The 16328-nt window shown below is 49.2% G+C and carries 18 protein-coding genes and 1 tRNA gene; 8 read left to right on the top strand and 11 right to left on the bottom strand.

Going from position 1 to position 16328, the window contains the following annotated elements; translation table 11 throughout:
* Nucleotides 1-299: DJ-1/PfpI family protein (locus PGL02S_RS27870; RefSeq protein WP_174806183.1), on the top strand; the 299-nt coding region annotated here is incomplete at its 5' end.
* 139 nt (nucleotides 300-438) lie between these two features.
* On the opposite strand, the gene ptsP is transcribed toward PGL02S_RS27870, so the two are convergent.
* From ptsP to aroA, 4 genes are all read right to left on the bottom strand, one after another.
* Complete coding sequence (gene ptsP / locus PGL02S_RS27865) at nucleotides 439-2202, bottom strand: phosphoenolpyruvate--protein phosphotransferase (protein ID WP_036636539.1); 1764 nt, start codon at nucleotides 2200-2202, stop codon at nucleotides 439-441.
* Nucleotides 2199-4082, bottom strand: coding sequence for a glucose PTS transporter subunit IIA (locus PGL02S_RS27860; RefSeq protein WP_006209186.1), 1884 nt, complete (start codon nucleotides 4080-4082; stop codon nucleotides 2199-2201). The genes ptsP and PGL02S_RS27860 overlap by 4 nt, the downstream gene beginning before the upstream one ends.
* A 197-nt stretch (nucleotides 4083-4279) precedes the next feature.
* A complete protein-coding gene (locus PGL02S_RS27855) occupies nucleotides 4280-4702 on the bottom strand; it encodes a CoA-binding protein (RefSeq protein WP_036636534.1) in 423 nt (140 codons plus the stop codon).
* A 50-nt stretch (nucleotides 4703-4752) separates the two neighbouring features.
* Nucleotides 4753-6045, bottom strand: coding sequence for a 3-phosphoshikimate 1-carboxyvinyltransferase (gene aroA / locus PGL02S_RS27850; RefSeq protein ID WP_036636532.1), 1293 nt, complete (start codon nucleotides 6043-6045; stop codon nucleotides 4753-4755).
* 169 nt (nucleotides 6046-6214) lie between these two features.
* Here aroA and PGL02S_RS27845 point away from each other — a divergent pair, with 169 nt between their 5' ends.
* Nucleotides 6215-6523: a rhodanese-like domain-containing protein gene (locus PGL02S_RS27845; protein ID WP_173937167.1), complete on the top strand. Its 309-nt coding sequence runs from the start codon at nucleotides 6215-6217 to the stop codon at nucleotides 6521-6523.
* Nucleotides 6524-6633: 110 nt separating this feature from the next.
* Here the strand turns inward: PGL02S_RS27845 and PGL02S_RS27840 are convergent, their stop codons facing one another.
* On the bottom strand, nucleotides 6634-7137 hold the full coding sequence (locus PGL02S_RS27840) for a shikimate kinase (RefSeq protein ID WP_036636995.1): 504 nt from the start codon (nucleotides 7135-7137) through the stop codon (nucleotides 6634-6636).
* A gap of 219 nt (nucleotides 7138-7356) precedes the next feature.
* Between PGL02S_RS27840 and PGL02S_RS27835 the strand changes: the two genes are divergently transcribed.
* The gene (locus PGL02S_RS27835) at nucleotides 7357-7689 is read left to right on the top strand and encodes a hypothetical protein (protein WP_036636530.1); all 333 of its coding nucleotides are present in this window, start codon (nucleotides 7357-7359) and stop codon (nucleotides 7687-7689) included.
* A gap of 22 nt (nucleotides 7690-7711) precedes the next feature.
* On the opposite strand, the gene gndA is transcribed toward PGL02S_RS27835, so the two are convergent.
* Together gndA and PGL02S_RS27825 are read right to left on the bottom strand one after the other, a co-directional pair.
* Nucleotides 7712-9121, bottom strand: a complete 1410-nt coding sequence (gene gndA / locus PGL02S_RS27830; RefSeq protein ID WP_173937146.1) for an NADP-dependent phosphogluconate dehydrogenase — start codon at nucleotides 9119-9121, stop codon at nucleotides 7712-7714.
* 198 nt (nucleotides 9122-9319) lie between these two features.
* Nucleotides 9320-9916, bottom strand: a complete 597-nt coding sequence (locus PGL02S_RS27825; protein WP_006209179.1) for a hypothetical protein — start codon at nucleotides 9914-9916, stop codon at nucleotides 9320-9322.
* A 264-nt stretch (nucleotides 9917-10180) separates the two neighbouring features.
* On the opposite strand from PGL02S_RS27825, the gene PGL02S_RS27820 reads away from it, so the two are divergent.
* Both PGL02S_RS27820 and PGL02S_RS27815 read left to right on the top strand, forming a co-directional pair.
* Nucleotides 10181-10804 (top strand): DUF1054 domain-containing protein, encoded by a 624-nt coding sequence (locus PGL02S_RS27820; protein WP_036636529.1) that lies wholly within the window; start codon nucleotides 10181-10183, stop codon nucleotides 10802-10804.
* Nucleotides 10805-11064: 260 nt separating this feature from the next.
* Nucleotides 11065-12540 (top strand): aminotransferase class I/II-fold pyridoxal phosphate-dependent enzyme, encoded by a 1476-nt coding sequence (locus PGL02S_RS27815; protein WP_006209177.1) that lies wholly within the window; start codon nucleotides 11065-11067, stop codon nucleotides 12538-12540.
* A gap of 64 nt (nucleotides 12541-12604) precedes the next feature.
* Here PGL02S_RS27815 and PGL02S_RS27810 read toward each other — a convergent pair whose 3' ends face one another.
* A complete protein-coding gene (locus PGL02S_RS27810) occupies nucleotides 12605-12916 on the bottom strand; it encodes a DUF1292 domain-containing protein (protein ID WP_006209176.1) in 312 nt (103 codons plus the stop codon).
* A gap of 90 nt (nucleotides 12917-13006) precedes the next feature.
* Nucleotides 13007-13561 (bottom strand): hypothetical protein, encoded by a 555-nt coding sequence (locus PGL02S_RS27805; RefSeq protein ID WP_006209175.1) that lies wholly within the window; start codon nucleotides 13559-13561, stop codon nucleotides 13007-13009.
* A 249-nt stretch (nucleotides 13562-13810) separates the two neighbouring features.
* On the opposite strand from PGL02S_RS27805, the gene PGL02S_RS27800 reads away from it, so the two are divergent.
* On the top strand, nucleotides 13811-14548 hold the full coding sequence (locus PGL02S_RS27800; protein WP_036636527.1) for an MBL fold metallo-hydrolase: 738 nt from the start codon (nucleotides 13811-13813) through the stop codon (nucleotides 14546-14548).
* Between the two features lie 63 nt (nucleotides 14549-14611).
* Nucleotides 14612-14845 (top strand): DUF3892 domain-containing protein, encoded by a 234-nt coding sequence (locus PGL02S_RS27795; protein ID WP_036636525.1) that lies wholly within the window; start codon nucleotides 14612-14614, stop codon nucleotides 14843-14845.
* Nucleotides 14846-14941: 96 nt separating this feature from the next.
* Here PGL02S_RS27795 and PGL02S_RS27790 read toward each other — a convergent pair whose 3' ends face one another.
* Nucleotides 14942-15385, bottom strand: coding sequence for a GNAT family N-acetyltransferase (locus PGL02S_RS27790; protein ID WP_006209172.1), 444 nt, complete (start codon nucleotides 15383-15385; stop codon nucleotides 14942-14944).
* A gap of 353 nt (nucleotides 15386-15738) precedes the next feature.
* The gene (locus PGL02S_RS27785) at nucleotides 15739-16002 is read right to left on the bottom strand and encodes a hypothetical protein (protein ID WP_036636523.1); all 264 of its coding nucleotides are present in this window, start codon (nucleotides 16000-16002) and stop codon (nucleotides 15739-15741) included.
* Between the two features lie 135 nt (nucleotides 16003-16137).
* On the opposite strand from PGL02S_RS27785, the gene PGL02S_RS27780 reads away from it, so the two are divergent.
* Nucleotides 16138-16210: transfer RNA gene (locus PGL02S_RS27780), tRNA-Val, on the top strand.
* The last annotated feature ends 118 nt before the right edge of the window (nucleotides 16211-16328 follow it).

The following is a 16328-nucleotide window of genomic DNA, read 5'->3' as shown; positions in this document are numbered from 1 at the left end:
GGGCGCCGGACAAACTGCGCCGTTATGATAAAGTGCTCCAGTTGGTCAAAGAAATGAACGAAGACAAAAAGCCGATCGGACAAATCTGCCATGCTGGATGGGTACTGATCTCCGCCAAAATTCTGGATGGCGTCACGGTGACCTCCACGCCCGGGATTCGGGACGATATGGAGAATGCCGGCTCCATCTGGGTGGATGAGGCGGTTGTGACCGACGGCCACATTATTTCGGCGCGCCGCCCACCGGACCTGCCGCCATACGGCAAAGCTTTTTGCGATGCTCTGGCACAGCGTGACTAGATTCCCCTTAACCTAACGATACACAAACAGCCTCTGCATTCACTGGACCGTGAATGCAGAGGCTGTTTTGGCGTAAATATAGCTTGTCCTCCCAGAAAAGAAAACCTGAAATAAAAATTTCAACCCTTATTATGAACCTTCAAGAGGCCGTGCTGTCCGTACCGTTGGTGCCGTTCAAATAACTGCTGCGTTCCGCAAAGGCGCTGAGACGTTCTTCAACAGCGGAGCTGGTGCGCAATTTGAAGCAAGCTGCTGCCTCTCCCTTCGCTTCAGCCGCATTGGTATTCAATATACGATGCTTCACGCGAAGCAGGGATTGCGGAGACATGCTTAAATCCTGAACGCCAAGCTCAAGCCACAGCGGAATTGCTCTCTCATCCCCGGCCAATTCTCCGCACACACTAACCGGAATGCCAGCCTCGTGTGCCGCCTCTACCGTCGTCCGAAGCATGCGCAAGACCGCAGGATGAAACGGATGGTACATATGCGCGATCTGTTCATTCATCCGGTCCACCGCCAGCACATACTGAACGAGGTCGTTGGTGCCGATGCTGAAGAAATCCGTTTCTTCCGCCAGCAAATCCGAGATGGTGACAGCTGCCGGTACCTCAATCATGATCCCGACCTTAATGTCAGGATTGTATGCAATGCCACGACGGTCCAAATCGGCCATCGCACGCCGAAGCACGACATTAGCCTGCTTGACTTCCTCAACCGAGGATATCATCGGGTACATGATTTTGACGTTGCCATAAGCGCTCGCCTGCAAAATAGCTGACAGCTGCGTCTGAAACAGCTCCGTCCGATCCAAGCTGATACGTATCGCGCGGTAACCGAGGAATGGGTTTTCTTCTTCCGGCAGCGCGAAGTAATCCAGCTGTTTATCACCGCCGATATCCAGCGTACGTATCACGACCGAGGCTTTCTCAGCGTTCTCGGCCACCAGCTTATACACTTCAAACTGCTCTTCCTCGGTCGGGAAATTGTGACGATCCATATATAAAAATTCAGTCCGGAACAGTCCGACTCCCTTAGCCCCGTTCTTCAGCGCAATATCGAGCTCCTTGACGGAGTTCATATTCGCGGCCAGATTGAAATACGTGCCATCCTTCGTCACCGCGTCAACGGTTGCTAGGAGCTGCAGCTGCTCTTTCTTTTTCCGCTGCTGATCGCGTATTCCTTCATAACGTTCCACAATCAGGGTGTCCGGCTCCAAATACAGCAGGCCCTCGTCCCCATCCACAACCAAATGCTCCCCGGTCTGGATCGGCTTCTCCAGCTTGTTCTCAATGCCTGATACAAGCGGTATGCCAAGCGCACGAGCCATAATTGCCGAGTGAGAGGTCTTGCCACCTGTCATCGTTACTATACCAAGAACGTGGGAAGGGTTAAGATGCACCAGCTGTGACGGAGAAAGCTCCTTCGCCACCAGGATGTAGGGCTGGGTATCGGCCGGAAGCTTGACTTCGGGAGCACCGAGAAGATGCTTGAGCAGCCGGTTGCCAACATCCTTAATATCGAGCGCCCGCTCCTTCATATATTCGTCATCCAGCAGATCGAACATGGATACGAAATGATCAATCGCCTCTTTGACCGCCACCTCGGCCGCCTTGTACTGGCGCTCGATGATCCCTTGAATTTCATTCATAAATACAGGATCCTCCAGTATGGCCAGATGCGCATCAAAGATCTGCGATTCTTCGTGCCCCACCATTTCCTTGAACTCGTTCTTGATATATTCAATTTCATTCTTGGAGGTTCGTATGCCTTCATATAAGCGCTCGAACTCTTTGGCTAAATCGACAGCGTCCATTTCGGAATCGGGAAGATCCAGCTCCCAATGCGGCAGTACGAAAGCCTTACCGATCGCTACGCCTGTTGCTGCGCCAATGCCTTGTATCATGATTCTCTACCCCCAGCATTACTCTCATTTAAAACGACGGACATGACAGATGACTGTCCTCTCTTAACGGACTTGAATGGAGCATAGCTCCAAGATCTTACTTTATCGGGATTGGTGATGACCATTGGCGTGGCCAGTGATGCGGCATGTGTCTTTAGATAAGCCAGATCAAATTTGACCAACAGCTGCCCCGGTTCAACGGTATCCCCTTCCCCAACTACAGCCGTAAACGGCCCCTTCAGCTGGGAAGTATCGATGCCAATATGAATCAGCACCTCAAGCCCCTCAGGTGTTGATATCCCGATCGCGTGCATCGTCGGGTAGACATGCATCACGGTACCGTAGACCGGAGATACAAGCTCCCCTTTTTCCGGTATAAAAGCAACACCGTTGCCGACAAGCTTGGCGGCAAATATGTCATCGGGCACCTCGTCAATCGGAAGCATGCGCCCCTGTACAGGTGCACTGAACAGAACGCGCGGCAAATCCTGCTGCATCAGCTTGTTGATTTCCTCGCGGATGAGCTCGGAATAGGTCCCGAACACCACTTGCACATTCCCTCCGCCCAGCTTAATGATGCCAGCTGAACCCAGCAGTTTAAGTGCATCGGAATCAATCTGGCGATCGTTGTATACGGTCAATCTCAGACGCGTCATGCAGGACTGGACCTGAACGATATTGTCTTTGCCGCCAAGCGCCTCCAGTATGAGCGGTGCCTGGTATGGGATATCTCCCGCCCGGCCTTCCAGCGCCGAGCCTTCCTCACGCCCTGGTGTCGGGATCTCGAAGGTACGTATCGCCCATCGGAACAGAAAATAATAGACAAGGCCGTACACGATCCCAATCGGTATGATCATCCAGGCGTTCTGAGACAAGTGAAAATTCAGCACATAATCGATAAATCCGGCCGAGTACGAAAACCCGTGATGGATATCAAATGAATAGGTAAGCACCATGGCGAATCCGGCCATCAGGGCGTGGAGCACATACAGATAAGGAGACGCAAATAAGAACGCAAATTCGATCTGCTCCGAAACCCCGGTTAAAAAACAGACAAGCGCGGACCGCATAAACGTTTTTTTCACTTTCGGCTTCAGATCTTCACGCGCTTCTTGAATGATAGCAAACGCAATTGCCGGCAGGGCAAACATCATGATCGGGAAGAGCCCGGCCATGAAGTCCCCCGCAGTCGGATCACCTGCAAAAAATCGAGGCAGATCCCCCTGAACGATGGTACCGTCTTCTGTCTCATAGGAGCCCAGCTGAAACCAGTACACATTGTTCAGCAGGTGATGCAGGCCGAACGCTGTCAGTACCCGGTACAAAATACCGTAAAGAAACAAACCGAAAGCGCCCATATGTACGGTAAGCTCATAGAACGCATCAAAACCTCGCTGTACAATCGGTGCCATCCCCAGCATGATCCATGCAAATATGGTGGAGAACAGTCCCATGAACAACAGGACAAACCGGGAGCCTCCAAAAAACTGTATGGCTTCGGGAAGTTTGATATGTTTGAACCGGTTATAAACGTAACCGGACATGACTCCAAAAATAATACCGATCAAGGTTGAGGGCTGCACACTCCCGTCACCCAGACGGGATATAACCTGATCATAAATGAACATACCGGCGAGAGCCGCAAGCCCTGCAGGACCTCCCTGATTCGAGAGCCCCCACGCGACACCGATGGCAAATAAATACGGCATATAATAAAACACACCGTGTCCGGCTGCCTGGGTAATTTCCCCCAAGATTCCGAAGCCCCACGCCGACCATGGCAGACTCCCCACGCTAAGCAGGAGAGCTGCAGCCGGAAGCGCCATTGTAGGGAGCATGACTGCTCTGCCCAGCTGCTGTAATGATCCCAACCAATTCAAGGCGAGCCCTCCTTTCTATCCTTGATGGTAAGCGTTAAGCCTGTTTTTGTCAAAAAGAAATAAGGGCCATGTCACACAGAAAAGCAAGTCCTACAAGCAGGAACAACGGCAGGTTCAGACCGTGTCCAGTCTGTTACCGGCTGCTTCAATGTAAGACTTGCTTTACTAACTCGCGATACCCTGATTACAGATTCATGTTAACGCCCGCCGAGTGCAATAGAGTCCTCCACCTTAATGCACCGGTCCATGATCGCGATCATACCACTGCTCTTGGCGATGGCCGCAGCCTCTTCACTGATAATGCCCTGCTGCAGCCAGAGCACCTTGGCGCCGATCTCGGCAGCTTCCCGTGCGACCTCCGCGCAATATTCGCTGCGTCTGAACACATTGACGATATGGACGGGCTCCGGTATGTCCTTCAGAGACGGATAACTCTTCTCCCCCAGAATTTCAGCTGCACCAGGATTAACCGGGATGATGCGGTATCCGCGCATCTGCATTGCAGCGGATACCATATGGGATGTACGATCCGGCCGGTCAGACAGACCTACGACAGCGATATTGCCTGCATTACGCAAAATATCCGCGATTTCTTCACGTGTCGGATTTTCAAATGCCATGGTTTATGACCACCTTTCCATTCCCTTGATATGCGTAGCGGAGTTCCCCTCTATTTTACCCATTCCACATCGGCGCCAAGCGCCCTCACATGATCAAAATACTGCGGGTACGACTTCGCTACGTGATGCGCGTCCTTAATGCGGATCGGCTGCTGCGCGCGAAGACCAACCACCGTCAGGGCCATGATGACGCGATGATCATAATGGGCATTGATCTCCACGCCGCCCTCGACTCCTTCCGGCCGACCATGCACGATGATCTCAGCCTGACGTTCTTCCACATTGGCTCCCGCTTTCCGCAGCTCGTTTAAGTAATCGGTAATCCGGTCACATTCCTTGTAGCGGAGATTCTCCACATTGTAGAACCGGGAGGTCCCTTCGGCAAATACGGCTGCCGCCACCATGGCAAGAACCGCATCTGTCGCTGCGTCTCCATCGAATTCGAGCGCCTTCAGGGTACCGTTCCCCTCCACATGAACGTTCCCGTTCTCATGCATAAGGGGAACCTCCATCTTACGGAGAACTTCGATAATGGCACGCTCGCCTTGCTTGCTGTCCTCCGACAGATTGCGGATCGTAACATCCGATTGCGTTACCGCTGCAGCCGCCAAGACAGCCGCAGATCCCGGATAGTCCCCTTGAACCGTGTAGGTCTTCGCTTCGTATGATTGTCCGCCAGGAACGCGGAAGAACGTATAATCCTCTGCTGCGTCTATGGTGATGCCCGCCTGCTCCAGCACTTCCAGAGTCTGACCGATAACCACCTTGGATTTCAGATCACCGGTTACGGTAATCTCGCTATCCTCGGCAAGCAGTGGGGTCAAGAACAGCAGTGCGCTTAAATACTGCGAGCTGACCTCCCCTGATACGGTGAGCTGTCCGCCTTTCGGATGTCCGCCGCGTATCGTGATGGGCAGTCTGCCCTCATTATGCTCCACTTCCACACCCAGTTGGCCCAGCGTCTCAATAAGATCATCATGGGGGCGTTTGCCAAGGGAATCGGGATAGGTATTTACGAAAGTTACTTCTTTAGACAATGCGGTGACGCCCATCAAGAAGCGCAGAACGGCCCCAGCGTTGCCCACATTCAATTCCTTCACATCGCGAGGAGATTTGCCAAAACCTGTAATGACCGCTTTCTCCTCGTCCTCCTCGATCACGGCTCCGAGATCCTGAATGCAGCGTCTCATAGCATCACTATCTTCACTGTGAGCAGGGTAATAGATCGTGCTGGTCCCTTCCGCAAGCGCAGCTACAAGCAAGTAGCGAGTGGTATAGTTCTTGGAGGACAGAGCTCCAATCTCTCCGTTCAATTTCGGTGTCGGCCTGACGATTACATCCATGGTATGTATCTCTCCTTGTATATATTATGATGCGGATATCCTCGCTTGAATCATCCATTAGGATAAATTGACAGAGGAAGAACCGCTTGGTTATCATAGTTCATATGAAACCAGAAACTAAAGATCGATATGATCTTAAATTTTTATGATTAGAAAAGAGGTCTATATGATGAAACCGATCCCTCAGATTGAAACTTCGGAACTTAGAAGCCGGCTTCAAAACGGCGAAAATGTGTACATGATTGATGTCCGCGAGGACGAGGAAGTTGCGGCAGGCATGATCAGCGGTGCCATGCATATTCCTATGGGCGACATTCCGAATCGCCTGGATGATATCCCGCGCGATCAAGAAGTAATCATTATCTGTCGCAGCGGCGGACGCAGTCAGCATGTGTGCGAATTTTTGAGTCACCAGGGTTTGGACAATGTAACTAACATGAAGGGCGGCATGCTGCAATGGCATGACGATGAAGAATAGGAATTCCATCAAGTTGAAGGTGCGGGATGAAGATCATCCCCGCCTTTTTTTGCATATTACTATCCACGTCATGCCTTATTACGCAAGCAGCAAGCCGATCTCTTGTCATCTTAGCCGCGGTAATGCGTTAAAATGTCAGTCGCCACTTCTTCCGCGGAACGGCCTACAGTATCGAGCATGACGTCCGCAAACAGGTATTTATCCTTCCGCTCATCCAGAATGCGCCCGACCCTCTCCTCTACATCTCCCGCAAGCAGCGGCCGATTGTCATCGCCCCGAACCCGTTCCACGATACTGGCTGCATCTGCAGTCAGCGCAACAACCCAGCCGCCTTGTTTCATCGCTTCACAATTCTCCGTGCTCAGGACAGCTCCGCCTCCGGATGCAACAACAATTCCCTTCCGGAGCAGAACACTGCGAAGTGCAGCAGATTCCGCTTCACGGAAATAAGACTCTCCATCTGCCTCAAACATCTCGGGGATGGTTCTTCCATCCAGCTTCTCGATTTCGGTATCCAAATCTATTAGCGTATATCCAAGCGAATCTGCCACGAGGCGTCCTACGGTCGACTTCCCCGTGCCCATCATCCCGATCAGAATGATGTTCTTACCCATCTTATCCAAGTATCACACCCCATTTGCTGCTTCACTGTAAAGGTTGTTCATATCATACCACAGCCCCAAATCTTTCGACAATGGACCTGACTCTCTAAATCCTACATCTGCAGCAGGCAAAACTCCTATTTTAGCGAGTCTATCTCGTTCACTTGGATCATATAATCATTACAAGAATACCAGACTCACCAGACTCAAAGAAAGGAGTGAACCTCATCCATGTCTTTCCATCCGACCGGTCTGACCTCCTCGTCCATACGCATCCGCCGAATACTCGACCCATCCTATCCCTTATGTCGTGAAGACGTGATCTGGGTGCTTCATTTTGTGCAAAAAAAAGTGGCTCTGAAGGATCCGGCGCTGCTGGATCTTTCAAAGCCACGGTTACTGCAAAATTTCAACAGTTATAGCGAAGCTGCGCTGCTCTTGCTCGGAAGCGGAAACCACGTCCACACAAAGAGCGACGACATTCGCACCTGTCTGTTAGAAGCCATGCACGGACTTGCTGAGCTGCAGGAAGCAATCTCCCCTTCTCAAGCCCGCACCGATTGACCTCTGTCCTACACCTGAGGTTTTAGTCCATCCAGTTGTAGTGGAACGTTCCTTCTTTGTCCACACGTTTGAAGGTGTGAGCGCCAAAGTAATCACGCTGTGCCTGCAGCAGGTTTGCTGGCAGGTTTGCTGTGCGGTAGCTGTCGTAGTAGGCAAGCGCACTGGAGAAACCAGGAACCGGAATACCCAGGGACACCGCGGAAGCGACAACTTTACGCCATGCATCTTGATAGGTTTCGATAATATCGGTAAAGAACGGATCCAGCAGAAGGTTCTTCAGCTCAGGATTGTTCTCATATGCATCGGTGATGTTTTGCAGGAAACGGGAACGGATAATGCAGCCGCCGCGCCAAATTTTAGCGAGGTTGCCGTACTGCAGGTTCCAGCCGTACTCGTCGGAAGCGACACGAAGCTGTGCGAAGCCTTGGGCGTAAGATACGATCTTACTTGCAAACAGCGCTTTGCGCACATTTTCAATGAACTCGGCTTTGTCGCCGTCAAATGCAGACGTTTTAGGACCGTTCAGGATTTTGCTTGCTGCTACGCGCTCTTCTTTCATGGCGGACAGGAAGCGGGAGAATACGGATTCCGTAATCATGGACAATGGCACGCCCAGATCCAGCGAGCTTTGGCTTGTCCATTTGCCTGTTCCTTTTTGACCAGCCGTGTCCAGAATAACGTCAACCATCGGCTTGCCGGTTTCTTCGTCGTATTTGGAGAAAATGTCAGCTGTAATCTCGATCAGATAGCTGTCGAGTTCGCCCTGGTTCCACTCCGTGAAGATTCCATGGAGATCCTTCGCATCCAGACCCAATACGTCTTTGAGCAGTTGGTAAGCTTCGCAGATCAGCTGCATATCGCCATACTCGATACCGTTGTGAACCATTTTTACATAATGGCCGGCACCGTCTGGTCCGATATATGTACAGCATGGTTCTTCGTTAATTATAGCCGAGATGGCTGTCAGAATAGGTTCAACCAGCTTGTATGCACTTTCTTGTCCACCCGGCATGATGGAAGGGCCTTTCAGCGCACCCTCTTCACCACCGGAAACGCCAGCACCGATAAAGTTGAAGCCTTGTTCAGCCAGTTCCTTGCTGCGGCGCTGGGTATCAGGGAAATAAGCGTTACCACCGTCGATAATAATATCACCTTGATCCAAATGTGGAATCAGCTGTTCAATGGTAGCGTCAGTAGCTTGTCCCGCTTGAACCATGATCAGGATTTTACGAGGAGTTTCAAGGGAATCCACGAATTCTTCAATCGTAAACGTCCCCTTCACTTGCTTGCCTTCGGTTTCCTTCAGCATATCTTCCGTTTTTTGCGGAGAGCGGTTATATACGGAAACGGTGAAGCCTTTGCTTTCGATGTTCAGGGCCAGGTTTTTACCCATTACAGCAAGGCCAATGACACCGATTTGTTGTTTTGACATCTGGTTCTCCATCCTTTGCTCCAATATATTTTTAAACAACCCATCCCTATCCGAGATGATTTGCAATAATCTTATATTAACGTTTTTCATTTGACAAGTGAACCCCTGTCACAAAATCAGAACACGCGCGAAAACACCCCTATTTTGTTTCGGAGTGTTGTTCGTGCTTTAAACTTGTATCTGCGGGTGAAGTCAGGTTTACCACTCCAACCTCATCAGCTCTAAGGAAAGCTCAAGTAATCTTTGCTTGCACGCCTCGACTTTATCCCGGTTCCCCTCTTGCAGCGCTTCATGAAGCTTTTCAAGCTCATCGTCCGTTTCCAGTCTGGACAACAGCAGCCGCTGTTCCCCCACATCCGACTCGAACAACCGCAGCATTTCCTGCTCCGTCATCGGCGTCCCCTTCTGGAATAAAACCCGCTGGCGGTAGCCGGATATTTCCACGAGCCTTATGACCTCACCGAACAAAATATTCTCAATCAATATTTGCCGGTCCTTGAAACGTTTGACGACAGCGTGGCCACGGGTATTCTCGATTAATTTTTCCATCCATTCAGCCAGCTTGGGATCGCGAATCATATAATCACCTACCAGCTTAAATCCGCTGCCCGTGCGTTGAAACCGCAGCTTTACCAGCTTGCGCCCTGTCCGGATTGAAATGACAAACTGCGTATCATTCTCGCTCCAATAAAGCGAATATCCTTCTTGGATCAATTCCTTGATTAGGTCCTGGATATGCCGGCGATCAAACCGGAGCTCCAGGTTGCAATACTCCACTTCCTCGCTCTTATTCACGGCACTCCCTCCTCCGGTTTACTACCGATCACTAGACGACGGTGAAGATTCCCCAATGGCTGCTTTTGACGTTGTCTTATCTATATCTTATACTCCATCTTATGTAACGGTAACTTGGTTTATTGACTATTTTTAACCCACATGAAAATCCGGTGAAGCTTTCGTGGGCGATGCGTGACGTCCATTGGCCTTATGGTATAATAAGTTATTCAAAAGCCGAGTTTAGGTTCTATCTAAATCAACAACAGGGAGGCCATCACATCCATGACGGTTACCGGATTCACAGATAAAGATTTCGAAGTATTCTCCGTTCCCGGGCTTGAAGCCCGTATGGAGGTTCTCATTGAACGGGTAAGACCCAAGCTGGAGACGCTGGGTGCCGAGATAGCGCCTTATGTATCCGCTTTGGCCGGTGAAGAGATGTTTGTGCACGTGGCCAAGCATGCAAGACGCACCGTCAACCCTCCCATCGACACCTGGGTCGCTTGGGCTGCCAGCAAGCGGGGTTACAAAGCTCTGCCCCATTTTCAGGTGGGCATGTTCGGCACACATCTGTTTATTATCTTCGCGGTCATATACGAGAGCCCGAACAAAACCCTGTTTGCAAGCAATTTGGAAGCCAAACTGAAGAAAACAGCGAAGGCACTCCCTAAAAGCTTCTATTGGTCCACGGATCATATGAACCCGGCTGGCACGCCTCATCAGGATATGAATGAACAGGAGTTCGCCTCACTGATTCATAAGCTGAAGCAGGTGAAAAAATCCGAGGTCTTATGCGGTCTGCAGATTCCGCGCGAGGAAGCCGTCAAGCTGGACGGGGACGAGCTGGTTAAGAAGGTGCAGGAGACGTTTGAGACGCTGCTGCCGCTTTATAAATTGGCATTTTAAGCGAGAATGCAATCAAAAGGGGAAAGGGCTGCCTGAGCGGCTCTTTTTTTATGGGTGATATTTTAATGAAGGAAAGATGAAGATCTCAAGTTTCCTCCTTAATATGTCTAAAGTTTGAAGGGTTCGTGTACAAAGCAAGAAAAGCCGTACATTCTCCTTGCATTCCCCCCCTATTTTGCTATACTCAATTTTGTTTATATAATAACCGTATTCAACAAATCATATGAAAATACAGACAAGGAAAGGTTGTGACAACGTCCATGGACCACAGTCGTACACCGCTCTTCACCGCACTTAAGGAACACGCGGCCAAAAACCCCGTGCAATTTCACATTCCGGGACATAAGAAGGGCCTCGGCACCGATGCCGAATTTAGGGAATTTATAGGGGATAATGCCTTTTCTATAGATTTGATCAATATTGCGCCGCTTGACGACTTGCATCAGCCTACAGGCGTAATCGAGGAAGCCCAGAAGCTGGCTGCTGACGCATTTGGTGCTGATCATACCTATTTTAGTGTACAAGGGACAAGCGGAGCGATCATGACCATGATCATGTCGGTCTGCTCGCCTGGGGACAAAATCATCGTACCGCGGAATGTTCATAAGTCCGTGCTTTCCGCCATCATTTTTACCGGCGCCAAGCCCGTATTCGTATCGCCTGCCCAGGATCATAATGTAGGGATTGACCACGGGATCACCATCAGCTCGGTTCGGAAAGCGTTAAAACGTCACCCTGACGTAAAAGCTGTATTGGTCATCAACCCGACCTATTTTGGCGTAAGCGCAGATCTGAAAGAAATCGTCGATTTGGCGCACAGCTATAACGTGCCTGTTCTGGTGGATGAGGCGCATGGGGTATTGATTCACTTTCATGAGGAGCTTCCGATGTCGGCTATGGAAGCAGGCGCGGACATGGCAGCGACCAGCGTTCACAAGCTCGGCGGTTCGATGACCCAAAGCTCCGTGCTGAACGTGAATACCAAGAACGGTTACATTAACCCTTACCGCGTACAGACCATCATCAGTATGCTGACAACAACGTCAACTTCCTATATTTTGCTGGCATCGCTGGATACTTCGCGCCGGAGCCTGGCTCTTCATGGCCGTGAGATGGCTGCAAAAACGATTGAGCTGGCACAATATGCACGTGATGAGGTCAATAAGATCGATGGCTTGTACAGCTTTGGTGAAGAAATTTTAGGCGGTGAAGCAACGTACTCCTTTGATCCAACCAAGCTGACGATCCATGTCCGCCATCTCGGCATTACGGGGTATGAAACCGAGAACTGGCTTCGAGATCACTACAATATTGAAGTAGAGCTCAGTGATATGTACAATATTCTGTGCCTCATTACACCAGGAGACAACCAGGAAACGATCGACATTTTGCTGACGGCGCTCCGTGAGCTTTCGGACGTATACATGCATGTGAATGAAATTAACGAACTGATTGTAAAAACGCCGGAAATTCCGCAATTGTCGCTTATCCCTCGCGATGCTTTCTACGGGGATACCGAGGTTGTTCCTTTCAAGGAATCAGCAGGACGCATTATTGCTGAATTTATTTATGTCTATCCGCCAGGAATTCCGATTCTGCTTCCGGGTGAAGTTATTTCCCAGGAAAACATTGATTACATCATTGATCATGTCGATGTAGGACTTCCGGTTAAAGGTCCTGAGGACCGCAGCATCCAAAATGTGAAGGTCATCGTGGAAACCAATCCGATCTTCTAAATACCTGTACACACAAAAAATCCCGATGCGAGAGGTTCGCACCGGGATTTTCAGTTAAGGCGTACTATTCCTGGTTTGCAGCAGCGACCAGTTCGTTATAAACCGCCTCTACTTCATTCCATTCCTCTTCGTCCTCAATATTGTAAAGAACCATTTCCTCGTTCTCTTCTTCCATACGTAGAATGACGCCGTCCGCTTCCGGATTTTCGCGTTCAAGCAAAAGCGCGTAAAGCTTCTCGCCGACATCAAATGTCTCAACAAGAACCATCTCTACTTCTTTTCCTTCTTCATCCGTCAACGTCAGCACAAACTCTTCATGCTCATGGTCGTGGTCATGACCGCAAGCATCTCCGTGTTCATGTTTGTGTTCACTCATTGAAAAAACCTCACTTCGGTTAAATTATCATACTTTCGTATCGTATCACGGATAGCTTCTTCAGGTCAATTTCCCCAAGGGACGCTCTCATTAGTTAAGTGCAGTGATCACTTTCTCCGCAACTTTCACAAATCCGGTATCCGATTTGACCTTTACATAGAAGCCAACGGAATACTTGCCGGTTGTTTTAAAATCGTACGTAAAATCATAGGTTCTGAACCAGAAGTTATCCTTGCGGTCCTTCACTTCCTGGGACTGGATATCTTTTATATTACCCGAAGGATCCTCGATGGCGACTTTCACTGCATGGATGTCATTGTTCAAGCTGTCTACCTGACTGAATACATTGAACTTCAACTTGCCTTTGTTCACGTTGCCGAATACAGTATCTCCTTTAAACAGAAAAATATGCACATTCGGCTTGATGACTTGAACTTGTCCATTGGAAGAATTCCAATCCACCGCACCGTCAAATTCCCTCACCGGCACATAGGTTTTGCCATCAATTAAATACCCGCCATCTTTTAATTCACGTCCGTTCATCCATACACGAACCCGTTCATTGACGGAATCTGCAAATAAAAGGGTGCTGCTACCCATTAAAGAAAGCACGAGCATACATGCCATCACTTTTTTCCACTTCATTTTATCATTTCCCTCCATTGGCTCATCATGTTGTTATATGTGTATACTACATGTCAAAAAACAAGTTGCGGACAATTTTGCACTTTGTGGTAAAATTTTTTCCTCATGCCTTTCGGCCTGTGCCTATCCTAATTTTCACTGCAATTTCGGGGTGTTTCTATCATAAACTCGGTGTAAATCTACATATAATTCGTTAAAATATACATTAGCTTACTGGACTAACATCATTTCATCAGGAGGTTTCATCCATTGACACTGAAATTGCAAATGCTTGGCACCGGCAGTGCGTTTGCCAAGAACTACTACAACAACAATGCACTGTTCCACGACGGGGATTTCACGCTGCTCATTGATTGCGGTATTACGGCTCCTATGGCACTCCATCAATTAGATCTGACGTTCGATGATTTGGATGCTCTGCTCATCACGCATATCCATGCTGACCATGTTGGCGGTATGGAGGAGCTCGCATTTATTATGAAAATGAAATACAATCGCAAAATCCCGCTCTACATCGCTGAAGCGCTGGTCGAACCGATATGGGAGCATTCTCTCAAGGGCGGATTATACCAGCAAGGACATATCTCCTCCCTGGAGGATGTATTTGACGTTCGTCCCCTGAAACCTGGGGTGAAAGCCGATATCTCTTCGGGAATCTCGGTAGAGCTGATTCATACGCAGCATATTCCAGGGAAGGATAGTTATTCCCTCTATTTGAATGACCGGATTTTTTACAGCGCGGATATGGTGTTTGATCCTGCATTGCTCCACAAGCTGGTGAACGAGCGGGATTGTGAATTTATTCTGCATGAATGCCAGCTGCAGGGTCCCGGCGAGGTTCATACTACGCTTGACGAACTGCTAAGTCTTCCTGAAGAGATTCAGGAGCGTACCTATCTCATGCATTACAGCGATGACGTTAAAGCGTTCATTGGCAAGACCGGCACCATGGAATTTGTAGAGCAGCAGCGGGTATATGAATTGTAGATCAATATATCATGCATAGATTGTAAGGCTTCCCGGGAATACTAAACCGGGAGGCGATATGATATGGACAATGGACAACAAGAAGTCGTAGGCGTACGCAAAAATGGCGACGGCGACATCATCGAACTTAAGCTGGATAACGGAACTGTCGTTGACTACAAAACAGCTCAATACATGGTCAAAAATAAAGAGATCAAGAACCTGAACGTCTTCCGTGGACGTGACGGCGACGAACACCTTCGTTCCAATGCGGATGGCGATCCCAGCAACAACCTGGACAATCTGCCGACGTTTTAATCAACAAAAAAAAGACCTCGAGTTCAACTCGGGGTCTTTTTTTCTATATAACCAATTTGGATGTTCGGCATTTTCGTATAATTAAACCGAAACCGTCTACAGTTCCTTTTTCATACGGACATGGGGAATGCCGGCATCATCAAACGGCTCGTCCGATATCGTCTCATAACCCAGCTTGCGATAAAATGGCTCTGCCTGCACTTGAGCATCCAGGATGGAATACTGCAGCTTCAATTCACGCGCCTGCGTTTCCAGCGCCATCATCAGCACCCGGCCAATCCCTTTGGAACGAAAAGGCTTGCGAACCGCTATGCGCTGCATTTTGGCGGAATCTTTATTGTAATACGTGATGCGGCCCGTTGCCGCAAACTGCCCTTCGGACTTGATCAGCACATGATGCGCATCCGATTCCAGGTTGTCGTAGTCATCGATCTCCAAGTCAATGGGCACCTTCTGCTCCAGCACGAACACGTCCTTGCGAATATCCAGCGCCTGCTGCAATTGCTCTTCGGTTGATACATTTATGATTTCTGCTGCCATTTCAACACCTCTTTTATGTAGAATCAATTTCTTGTGATTTCTGCAGGTCGAGATATTATACAAAATATTCGTTTTCCTGTATAGTAGAAGCTACTGTCTTCTTGAAAGGAGCGTTGCCTCTATGGGCATGGGAGCTACGATATTTTGGGCGATTATCATAGCCGTCCTGATCATCTACCCCGTCTTTTGGGCGATTAAAAAAGGGTATTCCCGCAAATGGGATGAGGAATAGCATCGGCCGTTATACGACAAACCGCCAGCCTGCCAGCCGGCGGTTTGCTCTGCTCGTTGATCGAGCAAGAGTACGGACCGTTCGCGGAATTCGATCCAGCACAGGTCGTCCTTACAGCTTGTTACGGATTCAGATCGTGTAACGTATCCTCCGAATCCATCGGGGATACCGGCTCCAGTGACCCACTTCCCGGTTTGGAGTATACATCCTGCTCGACAGAACGGCTGTAAACATCAAGCAGCACAGGTGCTGCCGGAGCATGCAGCGGCTCAAGCTGCACCGACGTTCTCTCCGGGATACTGCACCCGCTCCCGAGAGTAGATATTACGATGAATGAAAGAAGCAGCCCTGCTTGTTTGAAACGATGGGATTTCCGACCTCTCATGCCATTCACGCTCCTCTAATGGAAAAATCATGCTCTATGTAGTGTGAACCGGAACATGATTTTTTATAACGAGAAAACCATTGACAGCCATAATGTCTGCTGGTAATATATGAATTACCTTTTTAAATATTTCATGATCTGTTAGCTCAGCTGGGAGAGCACTATCTTGACAGGGTAGGGGTCAGTGGTTCGAGCCCACTACAGATCATAGCTGAGAGCCCTTACACTAGTAAGGGCTTTTTTCTTTTCACTAACACCTCTTTTCTTAGTAATTTTATCTATTGACGCAAAATTGACGCAAAAAAAGCCGATAATCTATACAAATA

This window comes from Paenibacillus glucanolyticus NBRC 15330 (genome assembly GCF_004000885.1).
Taxonomy (GTDB): Bacteria; Bacillota; Bacilli; order Paenibacillales; family Paenibacillaceae; genus Paenibacillus_AQ; species Paenibacillus_AQ glucanolyticus.
Note: the sequence above shows the minus strand (reverse complement) of the source record. Positions and strands in the feature narration are given on the sequence as shown.